This window comes from Bradyrhizobium sp. B120 (assembly GCF_049075665.1).
GTDB lineage: Bacteria > Pseudomonadota > Alphaproteobacteria > Rhizobiales > Xanthobacteraceae > Bradyrhizobium.
On record NZ_CP185242.1, the window covers coordinates 7,280,113 to 7,293,266 of the forward strand.

The 13,154-nt window shown below is 63.9% G+C and carries 20 protein-coding genes; 11 read left to right on the forward strand and 9 right to left on the reverse strand.

The window, feature by feature from the left end; all coding sequences use genetic code 11:
• Positions 1-66: 66 nt before the first annotated feature.
• Positions 67-507: a hypothetical protein gene (locus ACOIX3_RS33815; RefSeq protein ID WP_420966376.1), complete on the reverse strand. Its 441-nt coding sequence runs from the start codon at positions 505-507 to the stop codon at positions 67-69.
• 259 nt (positions 508-766) lie between these two features.
• Between ACOIX3_RS33815 and ACOIX3_RS33820 the strand changes: the two genes are divergently transcribed.
• Positions 767-1,021: a hypothetical protein gene (locus ACOIX3_RS33820; protein ID WP_092124604.1), complete on the forward strand. Its 255-nt coding sequence runs from the start codon at positions 767-769 to the stop codon at positions 1,019-1,021.
• Positions 1,022-1,105: 84 nt separating this feature from the next.
• On the opposite strand, the gene ACOIX3_RS33825 is transcribed toward ACOIX3_RS33820, so the two are convergent.
• Positions 1,106-1,579: a hypothetical protein gene (locus tag ACOIX3_RS33825; RefSeq protein ID WP_420966377.1), complete on the reverse strand. Its 474-nt coding sequence runs from the start codon at positions 1,577-1,579 to the stop codon at positions 1,106-1,108.
• Positions 1,580-1,703: 124 nt separating this feature from the next.
• On the opposite strand from ACOIX3_RS33825, the gene ACOIX3_RS33830 reads away from it, so the two are divergent.
• Both ACOIX3_RS33830 and ACOIX3_RS33835 read left to right on the forward strand, forming a co-directional pair.
• A complete protein-coding gene (locus tag ACOIX3_RS33830; RefSeq protein WP_420966378.1) occupies positions 1,704-2,471 on the forward strand; it encodes an SDR family NAD(P)-dependent oxidoreductase in 768 nt (255 codons plus the stop codon).
• A 170-nt stretch (positions 2,472-2,641) separates the two neighbouring features.
• The gene (locus ACOIX3_RS33835; RefSeq protein WP_021076090.1) at positions 2,642-2,902 is read left to right on the forward strand and encodes a helix-turn-helix domain-containing protein; all 261 of its coding nucleotides are present in this window, start codon (positions 2,642-2,644) and stop codon (positions 2,900-2,902) included.
• A 3-nt stretch (positions 2,903-2,905) separates the two neighbouring features.
• Here ACOIX3_RS33835 and ACOIX3_RS33840 read toward each other — a convergent pair whose 3' ends face one another.
• Positions 2,906-3,892, reverse strand: coding sequence for a hypothetical protein (locus ACOIX3_RS33840; protein ID WP_420966379.1), 987 nt, complete (start codon positions 3,890-3,892; stop codon positions 2,906-2,908).
• A gap of 129 nt (positions 3,893-4,021) precedes the next feature.
• On the opposite strand from ACOIX3_RS33840, the gene ACOIX3_RS33845 reads away from it, so the two are divergent.
• Positions 4,022-4,549 (forward strand): collagen-like protein, encoded by a 528-nt coding sequence (locus ACOIX3_RS33845; RefSeq protein WP_420966381.1) that lies wholly within the window; start codon positions 4,022-4,024, stop codon positions 4,547-4,549.
• A gap of 56 nt (positions 4,550-4,605) precedes the next feature.
• On the opposite strand, the gene ACOIX3_RS33850 is transcribed toward ACOIX3_RS33845, so the two are convergent.
• Entirely contained in the window at positions 4,606-4,833 is a 228-nt protein-coding gene (locus tag ACOIX3_RS33850; RefSeq protein ID WP_420966383.1) for a hypothetical protein, read from the reverse strand.
• Between the two features lie 97 nt (positions 4,834-4,930).
• On the reverse strand, positions 4,931-5,197 hold the full coding sequence (locus ACOIX3_RS33855) for a DUF2277 domain-containing protein (protein ID WP_375776441.1): 267 nt from the start codon (positions 5,195-5,197) through the stop codon (positions 4,931-4,933).
• Positions 5,198-5,316: 119 nt separating this feature from the next.
• Here ACOIX3_RS33855 and ACOIX3_RS33860 point away from each other — a divergent pair, with 119 nt between their 5' ends.
• Positions 5,317-5,562, forward strand: a complete 246-nt coding sequence (locus ACOIX3_RS33860) for a DUF2188 domain-containing protein (RefSeq protein ID WP_097672852.1) — start codon at positions 5,317-5,319, stop codon at positions 5,560-5,562.
• 117 nt (positions 5,563-5,679) lie between these two features.
• On the opposite strand, the gene ACOIX3_RS33865 is transcribed toward ACOIX3_RS33860, so the two are convergent.
• Positions 5,680-6,369, reverse strand: a complete 690-nt coding sequence (locus ACOIX3_RS33865; RefSeq protein ID WP_420966385.1) for an ArsR/SmtB family transcription factor — start codon at positions 6,367-6,369, stop codon at positions 5,680-5,682.
• Between the two features lie 139 nt (positions 6,370-6,508).
• Between ACOIX3_RS33865 and ACOIX3_RS33870 the strand changes: the two genes are divergently transcribed.
• The 3 genes from ACOIX3_RS33870 (at position 6,509) to ACOIX3_RS33880 (ending at position 8,162) form a co-directional block, all read left to right on the forward strand.
• Entirely contained in the window at positions 6,509-6,910 is a 402-nt protein-coding gene (locus ACOIX3_RS33870; protein WP_420966387.1) for a nuclear transport factor 2 family protein, read from the forward strand.
• 307 nt (positions 6,911-7,217) lie between these two features.
• Positions 7,218-7,571: a hypothetical protein gene (locus tag ACOIX3_RS33875; protein ID WP_420966389.1), complete on the forward strand. Its 354-nt coding sequence runs from the start codon at positions 7,218-7,220 to the stop codon at positions 7,569-7,571.
• A 177-nt stretch (positions 7,572-7,748) separates the two neighbouring features.
• Entirely contained in the window at positions 7,749-8,162 is a 414-nt protein-coding gene (locus tag ACOIX3_RS33880; RefSeq protein WP_420966391.1) for a hypothetical protein, read from the forward strand.
• Between the two features lie 97 nt (positions 8,163-8,259).
• Here the strand turns inward: ACOIX3_RS33880 and bfr are convergent, their stop codons facing one another.
• Together bfr and ACOIX3_RS33890 are read right to left on the reverse strand one after the other, a co-directional pair.
• Positions 8,260-8,748 (reverse strand): bacterioferritin, encoded by a 489-nt coding sequence (gene bfr, locus ACOIX3_RS33885; RefSeq protein WP_092126895.1) that lies wholly within the window; start codon positions 8,746-8,748, stop codon positions 8,260-8,262.
• A 228-nt stretch (positions 8,749-8,976) separates the two neighbouring features.
• Entirely contained in the window at positions 8,977-9,249 is a 273-nt protein-coding gene (locus tag ACOIX3_RS33890; protein ID WP_420971853.1) for a (2Fe-2S)-binding protein, read from the reverse strand.
• 383 nt (positions 9,250-9,632) lie between these two features.
• Between ACOIX3_RS33890 and ACOIX3_RS33895 the strand changes: the two genes are divergently transcribed.
• Entirely contained in the window at positions 9,633-9,938 is a 306-nt protein-coding gene (locus ACOIX3_RS33895) for a hypothetical protein (protein WP_050422015.1), read from the forward strand.
• A 236-nt stretch (positions 9,939-10,174) separates the two neighbouring features.
• Positions 10,175-10,459 carry a hypothetical protein gene (locus tag ACOIX3_RS33900; protein ID WP_092124594.1) on the forward strand — a complete coding sequence of 95 codons (285 nt, stop codon included), beginning with the start codon at positions 10,175-10,177 and terminating at the stop codon, positions 10,457-10,459.
• A gap of 85 nt (positions 10,460-10,544) precedes the next feature.
• Here ACOIX3_RS33900 and ACOIX3_RS33905 read toward each other — a convergent pair whose 3' ends face one another.
• Positions 10,545-11,777: a lytic murein transglycosylase gene (locus ACOIX3_RS33905; protein WP_420966393.1), complete on the reverse strand. Its 1,233-nt coding sequence runs from the start codon at positions 11,775-11,777 to the stop codon at positions 10,545-10,547.
• 243 nt (positions 11,778-12,020) lie between these two features.
• Between ACOIX3_RS33905 and ACOIX3_RS33910 the strand changes: the two genes are divergently transcribed.
• Positions 12,021-13,139 (forward strand): toll/interleukin-1 receptor domain-containing protein, encoded by a 1,119-nt coding sequence (locus ACOIX3_RS33910; RefSeq protein WP_420966395.1) that lies wholly within the window; start codon positions 12,021-12,023, stop codon positions 13,137-13,139.
• Positions 13,140-13,154 lie beyond the last annotated feature (15 nt).

Below are 13,154 nucleotides of genomic sequence, written 5' to 3' on the forward strand. Positions count from 1 at the left end.
TGACGGGGATGGTCTGAATCCGGCTCAACGATCAGCTGTCGCTGGCGCCGCTCCACACCGTCAACTCTACCGCATCGTGATCGCAAGCCCGCTCAGATCGGCGTTGGCCATCAGGCCGACCTGGTGGCCGGTCAATTCGAGTACCGCGCCTTTCTGGTTGGTCAGCACGATCGCGCGCGCGCCGCGGCCGAGGGCAAGCCCGGCGCCCGCCGCGCCATAGACGCCGGCAACGTCGGATGGACGGTTGATGTTGCTGACGCGGCCGCGCAGCACGGTCTTCGAGCCGCCGAACACCAGGCCGTAGTCGAGACCGCCGGTGGACAGCCGATAGGAGCGGCCGCGGAACGTCAGCACGCCGCTGCCGCCGGAGCCGCCGATGAACCATCCGGCCTTGTAGATCGTGAGCGTCACGAAGCCGCTGTCGGCGCGCGCTGCGGTGGAGAACGCGAGGCCGGTGAAGGCCATCAATGCGACCAGCGCGGCGCGAAGGGTGGATGAAAGTTTCATGTGCGGTCTCCCCGGGATTTGCTCACGTCGATTTGCTCGCGTCGCGACGCGGGCGCGAATCGCAACGCGCCGACTGTAGCAAGCGCGTCGTCCGGCGCAATTTGGCACATCAGGCGCCCATTGGTGACGGGAATGTCCGCGCAAGCGGCGTTGAACCTGTTCCAGGGGTTGCAACACTCACTGCATGTCCGGGGCGATCGGCCCCTGAGCTCCAGGATTTCCCCGCGGAGCATTCACTTTTTCAAACCGGAGATTTTCCATGCGTCGTCTTGCGATTGCCTGTGCCGCCATCGCCGCCACTGTGTCCGTGCTTGCCGCGGCAAGCCCGGCCAGCGCCACGCCCTATCATCTGATCCGTTGGCAGGACACCGGTTTCTGCCAGATCTGGGACCAGAGCATTCCGACCACGCCGTGGCCGGCGAACTTCGCCGTCGTCAGCGAGGAGCTGCCGACCTTCGACGCTGCGTTCAGCTACAAGACCGGCCTCCTCAACAACGGCACCTGCTCGTTCTGAGCGCCCCCGATCACGCACAGGGCGGACACGCGGCAACAACGCGGCGTCCGCCCTTGCGCCGTCAGGCCATGACGCCATCGCGCGTCAATGATGCTTGATCAGCACGTCACGCGCAGCGGCGAGCTCGAGGAATGCCGGGCCGTTGCCGCCACCGTCGGGATGCACCGTCTTGGCGGCGCGCTTGAACGCCTGGTGGACCTCGGTCGCCGCGAGGCGCCGGCCGAACGGCAGGCCAAGCAATTGCCGGCAGCGCTCTTCCTGCGTCAGCGCCTTCGGCGTCAAGCCACGCCGGCCGAATTGCGGCGCGGACAGCATGTGTAGCGCATCGCTGACGATGCCGAGACGGCGCAGCGCCATCGATCTGGTCCGGCGGTCGGCCGATTTCAGCGCCGCCTGGCGCAGGATCGGCAGCACCTGTGCGGCCGCATGCCGCAGCGTGTCGTCGATGTCGGTCGTGGCGATCTCGGCGATCATCTTGGCCATTTCGCGATAGTCGGGATCAGTCGCCGCGCAGAAGCGCGCGATCGCGACCTTCCACTGTCTGATATGCTGGTCCATGATCGGTCCGTACTGTCATCCGAATCCGGATAACAGCAACGCGCAAACGCGGCTTGGCGTTTCGGTTGGCGCAGTTTTGAATAGTGTTGTCGACAACGCTCATAAATCAGAACGAGGAAACACCATGGCCCTTCTCGACAATCACATCGCCGTCATCACGGGGGCGGGCTCGGGCATCGGCCGTGCGATCGCCGCGGGCTACGGCCGCGAGGGTGCGCGCGTGGTGCTGCTCGACATGAACGGCGATGCGGCGGCGGAAGCGGCCAAGGAGATCCGGAACGCCGGCGGCAAGGCGGAGAGCTTTGCGCTCGACGTGACCAATCTCGACGCCTGCATCGCGATGGCGAAGCAAATCGCCGACAAGGTCGGACCCGTCTCGATCCTGGTCAACAATGCCGGCATCGCGCGCCGCAACGGCATGCTCGGTGCCGACGAGGCCGTGATCAAGGATTGGGAAGACATCATCTCGATCAATCTCACCGGCGTCTTCAACGTGACGCATTCCTTCCTCGCACCGCTGCGCAAGAACAAGGGACGCATCGTCAATATCGGTTCGATCCAGTCCTTCGTGCATTTGCGCACCCCGAGCTCGCCGGCCTACACCGCCTCCAAGCACGGCGTGCTCGGCTTCACCAAGGCATTGGCCGCCGAGCTCGGCAAGGACGGCGTGCGCGTCAACGCGATCGGCCCCGGCTTCATCGAGACGCCGCTGAACGAGAAGGTGCGCGCCAGCAATCCCGACCTCGTGAAAGTCTTCATGGACCACACCCCGCTCGGCCGCGCCGGCAAGCCCGAGGACATCGTCGGCCCCGCGATCTTCCTCGCCTCAGACCTCTCGGCCTATGTCTCGGGATCGATCGTGATGGTCGATGGCGGCTACCGGACACTGTGACGGATGGAACCGCAATCGTGGCGATTTCTGGGTATTTTGCTTACAAAGCAGGGAGTTAGCGGCGCGTTAAGGAATTGTTAACCAAACCGGCACACCGTGGATCTACGGGGTAGTTGGTTTCTCGATGTCTCCGCCTCATCGACGAGGCGGGCGTTGATCGGGAGGAGTTCATGTCTTACGCGTCCACCGTACCATCGCCGGAAGCACTGCTGCCGTCGCTGGCTCCAAATGAAATCGTCCCATTGCTGATCGGCGCGACCGTCGATGAAGTCGAGCGGGAACTGGTGCTGCAAACGCTCGCGCGCTGTGACGGCAATCGCACCCGAGCCGCGCGCGTGCTCGGACTTTCGGTCCGGACCTTGCGGAACAAGATCCGCGAATATTCGGCCGATGGCATCGACGTGCCGCACAGCGAGCACGCCGCGGCGTAGGGATCAGATCGGTAGATCGATCGCAAGACGCCGCCAGCGCGACAGCAACGCTCTGTCGTCCTCGCCGAGGCAGGGTGCGAGATGCACGTGGGTCGCCGCAGTCAATTGCAGCGTCTGGCCCACCAGTGCGGTCGCATAATCCCAATAGTCGCGCCGGCCGTTCGGATCCGGCGCGACCAGGGATTTTGCCAGGATCTCGACATAGATCGCGGTGGCAGCCTTGTGCCAGAGTTGACCTGCGCGCACCTCCGCAGAGGCCGCGCCGGTCCGCGCCTGCCACATCAGCCAATAGTTCTCCTCTCCATTTGCCCAATCCGATGACGGCGGAGACGGATCAAGACATGGCGAGCGGCACGCGAGTGGCCGCATCGTGCGCGCGTCGCAGAACACGGCATAGTCGAGCTTGTCGTACCAGTTTACGCGCAGCAATCGGCGGATCTCGTCCTGCTCGCCCGCCGCGAGCTGCCGCCTGCCCGTCCGCTCGAGGTCGGACATGATCGCGGCCACGCGATCGCGATCGAATGGCTCGACCTCGAGCACCACGCCAATGTTGCACGGAAACAGCGCATCCAGCATGGCGACCATCTCGCGATAGAACGCGCGCGCCAGGCCGCCGCCGCGCCACGCCTTCGCGATGCCGACGTGGTTGCAGAAGATCAGGCCGCTTGCGTGATCGTAGGTGAAGAAGCCGAGCCCGACCGCGCGCGTGGCGCCGGCGCGCAGGATGAGGCAGCGCGAGTCGAGACGATACGACATCTCCTCGCCGCAGACGCTGAAGTGACGCCGTTCGCCGACATCATCCGACAACAGCCAGCGCACAATGTCGTTCGCGCTGTCGCGCTCGCTCGCTGGAAACAGCTCTTCATAGAGCTCGAGCACACCCGTGCTGCGAAAGGCCGCTTCGTCAAGCACATCGTGTCGCGTCACGACGATGTCGAGCGGTTGCGGTTCGCCCGCGGCTTCGCGGTACATGCCCTCCAGAACCCGCAACACGCCCTCCGTTGTCATATGCGCATGGAATTATGACTGTTGATCGCTTGCATCGGCGTCGGCAGGCAGAATTGAAGCCGTGCTCCAACCTCTGTTACAAGCGGCTTCAAATCGCGACGGAGCATAGCAGTGGCTGACGAGACAGTTTCCCGCCAGGGGTCACGAGGGGCGCAGGGGCCGCAGGGCCGTCAGGGCGAGCCGGGAAAGCCCGGACCGCAGGGACATCCGGGGCGGCCGGGGCCGGAAGGTGCGCGGGGCAAGCCGGGTCCGCAGGGCAAGGCCGGCGTGGTCGGAAAGGCCGGCCCCCAGGGCAAGCCGGGGGCGCAAGGCAAGGCTGGCGCGCAGGGTCCGCGCGGCGAAGCTGGTCAACAGGGCCCGCAGGGTCCGGCCGGCCCGCGCGGTGAAGCCGGCCCGCCCGGCCAATTGCCGTCGATCGAGCAGGTGATGCCGTGGCTGCACATGATCTTCGACGCCTGGGAAGACTACAAGCGCACCAAGGAGCGTGAAGCCGCCGAGCTCGCCGAACGCGATGCCGCCGAGCGCGCGGCAGCCGAGGCGATCGCCCTTGACGTCGACGCGATCGATTTCGCTGAGGATGACGACGAGGACGACGATCACAAGAAAAAGAAGAAGCACCGCAAGAAGGACAAGAAGTAACCCTTCCTGTCATCACGCAGCGACACGGCCAGCGAAATCCGTGTCGCGCTCGATGCTCACCGCTCCGCGCCGGGATTGGCTGGAGGATCGGACGGCCGGGCGAGCTGCATGAGCTGGAAGACCCAGCGCATCGCGTAGTACCAGGCAACACCCGCGAACGCCCCGCAGGCCGACAGGATGATGACGTTGGCGAGGTCGATCGTGCCGCTCGACCACAGCATGCCGCAGGTCCAGAGCACGGCAAACGCAACCGAACAGAATGTGAGCAGGGCGGCAGGCTTCATGGCGTTTGCTCCAGGACCGGGGGAACGGCCATAGTGCCCGCGGGCGTGGCGCCGCACCGTGACCTGCATCACGAAATGCGCGAGCCTCAGCCTCGCCTCAGCCGAACCGCAGCCGCGAACGCTCCCTCGCCTTCTCCGCCTCGATCTCGCGATCGCGCGCCGGCGACGTGGTCTGCAACGAAATCAGGAGCCTGCGCGCGGCGTCCGAGACCTCGGTCACGGCAAGGTTGAAGGCGGCCTCATTGGCCTGCGACGGCTTGTTGAAGCCGGACAGTTTGCGCACGAATTGCAGCGCCGAGGCGTGGATCTCGTCCTCGGTGGCGGGCGGCTCGAAGTTGAACAGCGTCTTGATATTGCGGCACATGTCGGTCTCCCTCGCCCGCACCTCGGGGCTTGTTGCTCAAAGACGATCGGCTGCTGCAAAATACGACATCGTGGTCTATTCTGGCAGCCTCATCGTCCACGATGGAAACGAGGTCCCGGATGAGCCACGTGATCTACAAGGTCGTCCAGCACGATGGCGGCTGGGCCTATACCGTCAACGGGGTGTTCTCGGAACCGTTTCCAAGCCATGCCGCGGCGCTTGCCGCCGCCCGGCGCGCCGCCAACGAGCAGCGCGTTCCCGGGCGCACCGAGGCGATCCAGTACGAGACGTCGGACGGCAAATGGCTGACCGAAACCGCCTCCGGCAACGACCGCCCGGAGACCGAGGTCGAGGACGGCCGGTAGAGCGTTTTCGAGCGAAGTGGACACCGGTTCGCGTGAAGAAAACGCGTCAAAGCAAGAATCTGGAGCTTCGGTCTGATTCAATCAGAACTGAAGCCCTAGTTTCACGGTCTCGCGGCGTCAGAATGGAACCTCGACGCCGAGCCGGTCGAAGAACGCCCGCCCCCGGTCGGTGATCCGCAACGCGCGCGGAATCCGATGCGGCGCAACGCCGCGCATCGCGACCAGCCGCGCCAGCACGGCATTGGCGAACGGACCCGCGAGATGCGGCACGCGCTCGGTCCAGTCATTGCAGAGCCGCAGATGCGGCTGCCGCGCCGGATCGAAATCGATCTCTTCGGCGCGGCACCAGGCCAGCCCCTGCTCGGTCACGCGACCATCGCGGCCGTCGATGACGACGAGGCGGCGCCGCACCAGCGCATTCGACAGCAGCACGCCGAGCTGGCCCGCCAGGTGATGGTAGCAGGTGCGCGATTGCCTGAGCTGCTCGGCCGGCATCGCACGCTTGCGCCCGGCCGTGGCTTTCGCCGCAAGATCGACCAGGTTCTCGATCAGCGCCGCGACGTCGTCGTCCCTGATCCGGTAATATCGGAACCTGCCCTGTGCCCACACCGACAGCACGCGCGCATCCACCAGCTTCTGCAGATGCGCGCTGGCGCCCTGCGGCGAGATGCCGGCCACCGCAGCGAGCTCGCCGGCCGGCAGCGCCTTGCCGTCGGCCAGCGCGCTGACCATGGCCTCGCGCACCGGATCGCCCAATGCCTCGGCGATCCGCGAAAATCCCGTCTGCACCGATTGGGATGATCTCACCGCATCGTCCTCCAGATCGCGCAACAACGTCCTAGCCGCATTCACCGTGCCGTGAAACTCATTTCAGTTTTTCCTGAAACGTTGCGACAGCCCGATCCGCTCAAATCGACGGCAGTCAATACGACGCAAGGGAACAATCATGACAGCCCGCAATACCGACGCGGAACGCATCTACAAACTCTGGGACGAGGCCCTCGGCAACAAGGACCTCGAGGCGGCGCTGGCGCTCTATGCGCCCGACGCCTCGATCGAGAGCCCGCTCGTCCAGCATTTGATGCAAACCAACGACGGGATCGTCCGGGGCCGCGAGGCGCTGCGCGAATTCATCACGCGCGTGTTCCGTACCAACCCGCCGCAGCGGCGGCGCTTCAAGCAGGGCTTCTTCAGCGACGGCCGAATTCTCACCTGGGAATATCCGCGCCAGTCCCCGGATGGCGACCAGATGGATCTCGTCGAGGTCATGGAGATCGAGGACGGCCTGATCCAGCGTCACCGGGTCTATTGGGGATGGTATGCGCTCAACGTGCTGAGGGCGAGCTGAGCACATCTTGCCAGCCGCGCGGCGCAGCGCTCGGACAACGCCTCTCCGTCATGCTAGGCTTGCGTCGCAGCGGCTGGACAAACGCGCCGTGCGTGAGGAGAAGCACCGTGATCCGTTTGAGTGCGGCACGCACGAAGAAACCGGTCTGAGCACCACGATCCCGCACTGCATCACGGACAACAGCGCTGTCTCGCTGATTCTTTGGGCATGCATCTCGTGCGCGGTTCGTGCCTAATCGCACCAACATCGGATTCGCGCGCGAGGCGATGCGCGCGTATCACGCACAAGGTTGTCGCGGAGGGATGCGATGCGAAGGCTCACGCATGGCGCGATGATTGCGTGGCTCGCCGTGATGGCGGGCGCAGCGCTGGCGTTCGACAACGGCCAATACGACAACGTGCCGCCCGATATCCGTGCCTGGTTCAAGAGTGTGATCGCGCCGAACGGCGTGCCGTGCTGCGATATCTCCGACGGCCATCGCACGAGCTATGATGTTCGGGGCGGCGCCTATTGGGTGCCGATCGAGGGCGAATGGATGATGGTGCCGGAGCGCGCGATCATCCGCGATCGCGGCAACCCGGTCGGCGAGGCTGTGGTGTGGTACGTGCACCACCGCGGCAACATCATCATCAGCTGCTTCGTTCCGGCGGACGCGGTTTGACGCGCCGCCACGCAGTCGCGCCAATTTGAAACAGATACCTCCTGTTAACCTTACTTTTTAACCAATAATTAAGGATGAGTTTGCGGGCACCCTCAGGCGCGGCCTAGCGTCTGCAGAAATGCTCCGTAACCGCGAGTGGTGCCGGCCATGGCTTGTCGAACAATGGCTCATCGAACAATGGCGTATCGAACATATGGGGCGCTGATGGCGTCCCTCGGCGTTGCAGCGCTGCTGCTTGCTTCCTCGACCGCGACCTATGCGAGATCCGGGACGGCGCCGCGCGGTGCGTTTTCCGCGCACCATCCGGCTTTCCGTCATCATATGCGGGTGCCCGGCATCGTGTTGCCGGGGACAAGCGGATATTACGAGGACGCCGTCGCCGGCGTTCCCTTCGCCGCCGAGGTCCCGGCGCCGGCGTCGAACGACGTTCGCTATACCTACACCCAGGACGTACCCTGGGATTGGGCGCATCGCTATCCGCCGGCCGTGGTGCCGTCGGATCGGCCTTATGTGTCGAGCTGCCCCACCGAGAGCGTGACGGTGCCCGGCCGCGACGGCGATCGCACCATCAACATCATCCGCTGCTACTGACCGATCACGCGATCCGGATCGCGAAAACGAAAGAGGCCGCCCGCAAGGCCGGCCTCTCGCATTTTTGCAAGCCAGTCTCCGAGCGCGAAGAGGCCGATCAGGACTCCTCGCCCTTCAGATGACCGACGTGCTTCTGGGTGTAGAGCTCAAGACCGATACGCTTGATCAGGTCGAGCTGGGTCTCGAGGAAGTCGATGTGGTCTTCCTCGTCCTTCATCAGCTGCTCGAACAGGTCGCGGCTGACATAGTCCTTGACGCCGTGGCAGTAGGTCGCCGCCTCCTGATAGAGCGTGCGGGCGCCGATCTCGGCCGCCAGGTCACACTCGATGATCTCCTTGACGTCCTGGCCAATCTTCAGGGGATCGAGCACCTGCAGGTTCGGGAAGCCGTCGAGGAACAGGATGCGATCGACGAATTTGTCGGCGTGCTCCATCTCCTCGATGGACTCCTTGCGCCAGACCTTGCCCATCTCCAGGAGGCCCCAATTGTTGAGCATCCGGTAGTGCAGCCAGTACTGATTGATGGCGGTCAGTTCGCTGCGCAGCCCCTTGTTCAGATAATCGATGACCTTCGGGTCGCCTTGCATGATCCACTCCACCTGTCGCGGCCAAAACCGGCCAGCACTGAATTTAGAACGCTTCTAAATCAGATTGTGGGAGAGAGCAACCCTTCGCGGAAGCAGCGCGTGGATAACCGGATTCGGGGGATTTGCGGAGGCAGAGCGTTTCGGGTGACGCGGCAGCCGGATCGCATGAAGAAGACGCATCGAAACGGGAAAGCTTCGGTTCTGCGTCGATCAGAACCGGAAATGGCCTTAGCAGGCCGCGAGCGCGAATTCGGCCGGTTCGGCGTCTTCATTGGCGGCGTGCGGATGGCCGCTGTGGGGGCAGCCCGAGCAGCAGGCCTTGGCGCAGGGGCCAAGCGCCTCGTCGATGATCGCCTTGATGGTGCGCGCGCAGCGGCCGCATTCGGCGCTACAGCCGAGGCAGCCATACACCTGCTTGGCATTTCGTGTCACGGACCCGCCGCCATGAACGGCATTGCGGACATCGTGGTCGCTGAGGACGTTACAGGAACAGACAATCATCAGATGAGGCGGGTCCAACGGGTGATGCTCGCCAATATGGATATTGTCGGCCCCGGCCGGATGCAAAGGGAAAAGCCGGTTCTTGTAGCAATTCCAAACTGATGCGGGATTCATATTGGAATGAATCTAAATCGGGCGACCGCCTTTCGGGAATAGGAAGCCCATCAGGCCGGCCTACCGGGCCAATCCCGGCTTCCACCCGCTCCAAGCACCGGTTCACTGCGGCTACAGGCTTGTGCGTTGCAAGATATGCCAAAAGCTGCAAGCATTTGGACGCGAATACGGCAGCGTCGTTCATTGATCATTCAAGCGGAATATGGAACCCTTCAGGCGAGACAGATCGCCACGTACGCTGTCGCTGCTCCCGTGAGAAAGGTGAGGTCATGAAGAAGACATTGCTGGCGCTTTGCGCCGCCGCCACTCTGGCGGTTTCGGCTGTGGCGGTGCCCGCCCCCGCCCAAGCACAACGCGGTGTCGCCGCTGGCGTCGCTGCGGGATTGATCGGTGGCGCCATCGTCGGTGGCGCGATCGCTTCGCAGAACGGCTATTACGGTCCGGGCTATGGCTACTACGCGCCCGGTCCGGCTTATGTCGCCGAGCCCGGTTACGGTCCCGATTGCTTCTGGCAGCGCCAGCGGTTCTGGGACGGCTACACCTGGCGCGTTCGCCGAGTCCGCGTTTGCGATTGATCGCCGTTCATCTCGATTAATTCGAACCAGATGTCCCGGAGAACCGACTGTTTGTCCGGGACATCTGCTGTAGAAGGCCAGAAAAAACCGCTTTTCTACGCGATGAGCCTGCGGACGTTTACTTTCGGTTGACTGTTCTGCGCTGTTTAGCAAGACAGCAGTTCGAGATCAGCGTGTGAGTCACCTAAACCCGGCGCCGAACCACGACGCCACCACCTTCCAGGAGAGCCAAAGACATGAAGAAGACTTTAGCTGCCCTTGTCGCCGTTACCACGATTGCCGGTTCGCTGGCGGTTGCACCGGCTGCCAAGGCTGGTGACGGCGGGGCCATCGCGGCCGGCGTTGCCGGTGGCCTGATCGGCGGCGCCCTGCTCGGCGGCGCGATCGCAGGCGCCCGTCCGGCTCCGGTCTATGTTGCACCGGCACCGGTTTACGTCGAAGAAGCTCCGTGCCGCTGGGTTCGTGAGCGCTTCTGGGACGGCTACGGCTGGCGCTTCCGTCGCATCCAGGTTTGCGACTGATCGATCGACGCTATTCAGCATCACCCTCGAAAACCCGGCCTTACGGCCGGGTTTTTGTTTTTCCACCACCAGGCAGGCTTGCAGGTCAGCGCTGCCCGTTCATCGCGCGCAGCACCGCCTCGCTCGGCCAGCAATCGACCTTCAGCCCGGCCTGCTTCTGATAGGCGCCGAGCGCGGCGCGGGTCTGCATCCCGGCCTTGCCGTCGAGCTTGTCCTTGTAGAGACCGATCTTCGTCAGCTGCTGCTGCATCGCCTCGACATCGGCGGAGCGCAGCTGCTTCGATGCCGACCATGGCGTCGCGAACGGCTGCGGGCTCGTCATGCGGTCGGCGAGATGGCCGACGAACAGCACGTAGAGATCGGAGAAATTGTACTCCTTGATCACGAAGTAGTTCGGGGTGGTCAGGAAGGCCGGACCGTAGATGCCTTCAGGCTGCAGCAGCGAAGCCGATTGCGCCTGCTCGGTGGCGCTGAGCCTCGCGCCGCGCACCGGCACGAAGCCTGCCCGCAGCCACTGGCTAATCGGTTTTGTCACTTCAGGCACGCCGATCGTGCAATCGGCGTTGGCCGGCGCCTGCACCTCATAGGCCCAGCGCACGCCCGGCTGCCAGCCCTTGTTGACGAGCTGCTGCGCGGCGGAGGCGAGCGCGTCCGGCACCGAGTGCCAGATGTCGACCCGGCCGTCGCCATCGAGGTCGACGCCGTGCTTGTAATATTCCGATGGCAGGAACTGGGTGTAGCCGGTCGCCCCGGCCCAGGATGAGCGCAGCTCCTTGCGCGTCACGGCGCCCTCACTGAGGATCTTCAGCGCGAGGATGAACTCGGTGCGGTACTGATCCTTGCGGCGACCGACATAGGCCTGCGTCGCCACCACGCGCAGCGTGTCGTAGGGCAGCGAATAGCGGCCGTAATCGGTCTCGCGGCCCCAGATCGCCAGCACGATGGTGGGGGGAACGCCGAACCGCTTCTCGATCGCGTCGAGCGACGGACGATACTTCTGCAACAGCCGCTGCCCCTCGGTGGCAAGCCGCGCGATCGAGGCTTCCTTGATGTAGTCGGCCGGCACCTGAACGAACTCGGCCTGCGCCGGCGCGCCGGTCTTCGGACGTCCGGGAAGGATCAGGTCGGGCAGCTTGTAGTCGGGCTCGAGGGAGCGCGTCTCACGATCGAAGGTTTCGCGCGACACGCCGGCAGCCTTGGCTTCCGGCCACAGCGAGGCGATGAACTGGGTGAACGCGGCGTCGGCGGCGTATGCGGGCTGTTGCAGCGGCGCACACAGCAGCACCGCGAATGCGACGATGGTGGCTGGCCATTTCATGATCGATCTCACCTAGTGTCCCAAATCCGAAGTTCGTATCATTCGCCGCACCTTCGGAGCGAACTTCGGATCCGATAAGGACACTAGCAAACTTATGATTCTAGTGTGCTTTATGAATGCGAAGTTGGTGAAAGCGGCTGCCGCGAAATCGCACGAACTTCGCATTCAGCACACCAGCGGAAACAGGTATTGCAACGCAGATTCGGCAATGTCAGAATTCAATTCTGGGTGGTAAGTTTTGCCATGCGCATATTTTTGTCATTTCCCTCCGAATTGGAATCGCAGGCTGACAACATCGCTCAGTCCCTGCGCAATTGCGACCATGACGTTTTCTTTTCGCACGACGATCTCCCGCCGGGCGACAGCTTCGATGCGCGCGTCGAAAAAGCCATCGAAAGCAGCGATTTTATGGTGTTCCTGATCAGCCCGGCATCGGTGACCAAGGGACGCTACACCTTGAGCGAGCTCGCCTTTGCCCGAGCCAGGTGGCCGAACCCGAGCAATCGCGTGCTGCCGGTGATGATGGCGCCAACCCCGCTCGACCAGGTCCCGGCCTATCTCAAGGCGGTCACGATCCTGGAGCCGCAGGGCAGTGCCGCGGCCGAGACGCGAGCCGCGGTGGACCGCATGCTGGCGGCCGAGCGCGCGCAGTCGCGCGGCCGATCCAGTTGGCCCTTCGTCGTGCTGGCGCTTTTCTCGGTTGTCGGCAGCTTCATTACCGTGAGGTATGCCACCGGCATTCTGCAATATTCGTTCGTGGATTCCACGCCGACCGGTGGGATAACGATCCTGCCCGGTGTGATATTTGGATTGGTGGTCGCGATCTGCAACTTCATCTTCGGCGTCAAGGACCGGTTCCAGCTGGCACTGGTGGTTGCGGTGACGGCAGCGGCCTGGATCGCGGCCTACGATGCCAGCAGCGTCACGCTTCAATCACTCGGCCAGTATTCGAAAGCTGTCGCCACTGCCGCCGCTGATGCCGGTACCGCCGACACAACCACCACCCCTGCCGAGGTCAGGGACACGCTCGGCAATAATCCGTTCATGGGCTACGTCATCGGCTGCGTCGGAGGAGCCGTTGGCGGCGCGATCACAATCCTTGGCGTCCTGCTGATCAATCCCGGCTTCAGGCGGCTCGACAGCGTTGTCGTGAACTGGATCGCTGCCATAGCGGCCGGAGCCGTTTACGGCGCGATCGTCAAATTTCCGGACTGGCTGGCCTGGCTGGTGCTGTTCGGCGTCTGGCAGACCTCATTCATCCTCGCGATGGCGCGCGGATTCCCGCGCGGGGCCGCGGAAATCCCGGAATGGCTGGGCAAGATCACCGCGCCGGCATTGTTCGGCCAGCGCGCGGCGCGATGACGCCGCGCCGGCCAT

Bases quoted from the DNA above. Each gene is read 5' to 3' on its own strand.
- ACOIX3_RS33875 (WP_420966389.1), top strand. From the start codon at position 7,218: ATGCGAAGGCTCACGCATGGCGCGATGATTGCGTGGCTCGCCGTGATG.
- ACOIX3_RS33895 (WP_050422015.1), top strand. From the start codon at position 9,633: ATGAAGAAGACATTGCTGGCGCTTTGCGCCGCCGCCACTCTGGCGGTT.
- ACOIX3_RS33910 (WP_420966395.1), top strand. From the start codon at position 12,021: ATGCGCATATTTTTGTCATTTCCCTCCGAATTGGAATCGCAGGCTGAC.
- ACOIX3_RS33870 (WP_420966387.1), top strand. From the start codon at position 6,509: ATGACAGCCCGCAATACCGACGCGGAACGCATCTACAAACTCTGGGAC.
- ACOIX3_RS33890 (WP_420971853.1), bottom strand. From the start codon at position 9,249: ATGATTGTCTGTTCCTGTAACGTCCTCAGCGACCACGATGTCCGCAAT.
- ACOIX3_RS33860 (WP_097672852.1), top strand. From the start codon at position 5,317: ATGAGCCACGTGATCTACAAGGTCGTCCAGCACGATGGCGGCTGGGCC.
- ACOIX3_RS33825 (WP_420966377.1), bottom strand. From the start codon at position 1,579: ATGGACCAGCATATCAGACAGTGGAAGGTCGCGATCGCGCGCTTCTGC.
- ACOIX3_RS33850 (WP_420966383.1), bottom strand. From the start codon at position 4,833: ATGAAGCCTGCCGCCCTGCTCACATTCTGTTCGGTTGCGTTTGCCGTG.
- bfr (WP_092126895.1), bottom strand. From the start codon at position 8,748: ATGCAAGGCGACCCGAAGGTCATCGATTATCTGAACAAGGGGCTGCGC.
- ACOIX3_RS33855 (WP_375776441.1), bottom strand. From the start codon at position 5,197: ATGTGCCGCAATATCAAGACGCTGTTCAACTTCGAGCCGCCCGCCACC.
- ACOIX3_RS33835 (WP_021076090.1), top strand. From the start codon at position 2,642: ATGTCTTACGCGTCCACCGTACCATCGCCGGAAGCACTGCTGCCGTCG.
- ACOIX3_RS33905 (WP_420966393.1), bottom strand. From the start codon at position 11,777: ATGAAATGGCCAGCCACCATCGTCGCATTCGCGGTGCTGCTGTGTGCG.
- ACOIX3_RS33820 (WP_092124604.1), top strand. From the start codon at position 767: ATGCGTCGTCTTGCGATTGCCTGTGCCGCCATCGCCGCCACTGTGTCC.
- ACOIX3_RS33815 (WP_420966376.1), bottom strand. From the start codon at position 507: ATGAAACTTTCATCCACCCTTCGCGCCGCGCTGGTCGCATTGATGGCC.
- ACOIX3_RS33880 (WP_420966391.1), top strand. From the start codon at position 7,749: ATGGCGTATCGAACATATGGGGCGCTGATGGCGTCCCTCGGCGTTGCA.
- ACOIX3_RS33830 (WP_420966378.1), top strand. From the start codon at position 1,704: ATGGCCCTTCTCGACAATCACATCGCCGTCATCACGGGGGCGGGCTCG.
- ACOIX3_RS33900 (WP_092124594.1), top strand. From the start codon at position 10,175: ATGAAGAAGACTTTAGCTGCCCTTGTCGCCGTTACCACGATTGCCGGT.